This is a genomic window from Neisseria sp. P0009.S007 (assembly GCF_051962515.1).
The window spans coordinates 1-972 of record NZ_JBQCVF010000582.1 but is presented as its reverse complement, the minus strand read 5'-3'; the positions used below and the strand labels follow the sequence as shown (position 1 = coordinate 972).

At 51.4% G+C, this 972-nt stretch carries 1 protein-coding gene; it reads right to left on the bottom strand.

Annotation, left to right across the window (positions count from 1 at the left end; genetic code table 11):
* Positions 1 to 174: 174 nt before the first annotated feature.
* Positions 175 to 963, bottom strand: a complete 789-nt coding sequence (locus ACTHS3_RS14950; RefSeq protein WP_070606136.1) for an inositol monophosphatase family protein — start codon at positions 961 to 963, stop codon at positions 175 to 177.
* Positions 964 to 972: the final 9 nt, after the last annotated feature.

Below are 972 nucleotides of genomic sequence, written 5' to 3'. Positions count from 1 at the left end.
GCCAATACATTGCGGGAAAACGTCTTACTTGCTGCACCGCCCAAAAGGGATGAAAGAGCGGTGTTGTGTCAGCGATTAATATTCTACCGTTTTTAGTATTAAATGCTGTTAAGAAGTGAAATAATTTCAATAAGTTGCAAGATAATCGTGATTTTTTGAAGATAAACGGTATTTTTACTGATTTTCTCGAATCCATTTCACCCATTGTTGAAACAGCTCGGGTTGCAATGCGGCGATGACGGAACGCTTGAATACATGTTCGCCGCTCCAAAAATCGTCGCCCTCCAAAGTGGTCAGACAGCCGCCGGCTTCTTCAAAAATCAATGCGCCGGCAGCGTAGTCCCACAGCTTTTGTCCGCCGTGGATGTAAATATCGTAGCGGCCGCTGGCGAGGTAGCACCAGTCGAGCGTGCTGCTGCCCATGCTGCGTATCGTGCCGAATGGGGCAAGGGTATTCATGCGGCTGGCGAGTTTACCCGAACGCAGGTATTTGATTTCCACGCCGGCAATGGATTCGTTGAGTTTTTTGTTTTCCGAACGCAGCGGCAGCGGCGTACCGTTGAGGAATGCGCCTTTGCCGCGTTCGGCGTAGAAACATTCGCCGCTGACTGGATTGTAAATCACGCCCAATTCGGCGTGGCCGTTTTTAACCAGTGCGACGGATACGGCAAAATGCGGCAAACCGTTGACGAAGTTGTTTGTGCCGTCGATAGGGTCGACAATCCACAGGCCGTCTGAATGTTCGTTCCACAAACGGGTTTGCTCCTGAGCGCTCATCTCCTCGCCCAACATCGGACAATCCTCCAATAAGGGCAGGGCGGCGGCAAAAGCGGTTTGTGCGGCCAAATCTGCTTCACTCAAAACCGAGCCGTCTTCTTTGCGTCGTGACGGCGTGTTCAGAAAACGTGGCATGACTTCGGTTTGGGCGATGTGGCGGACGACTTTCTGTAAACGGTATAGCACGGCGTATCC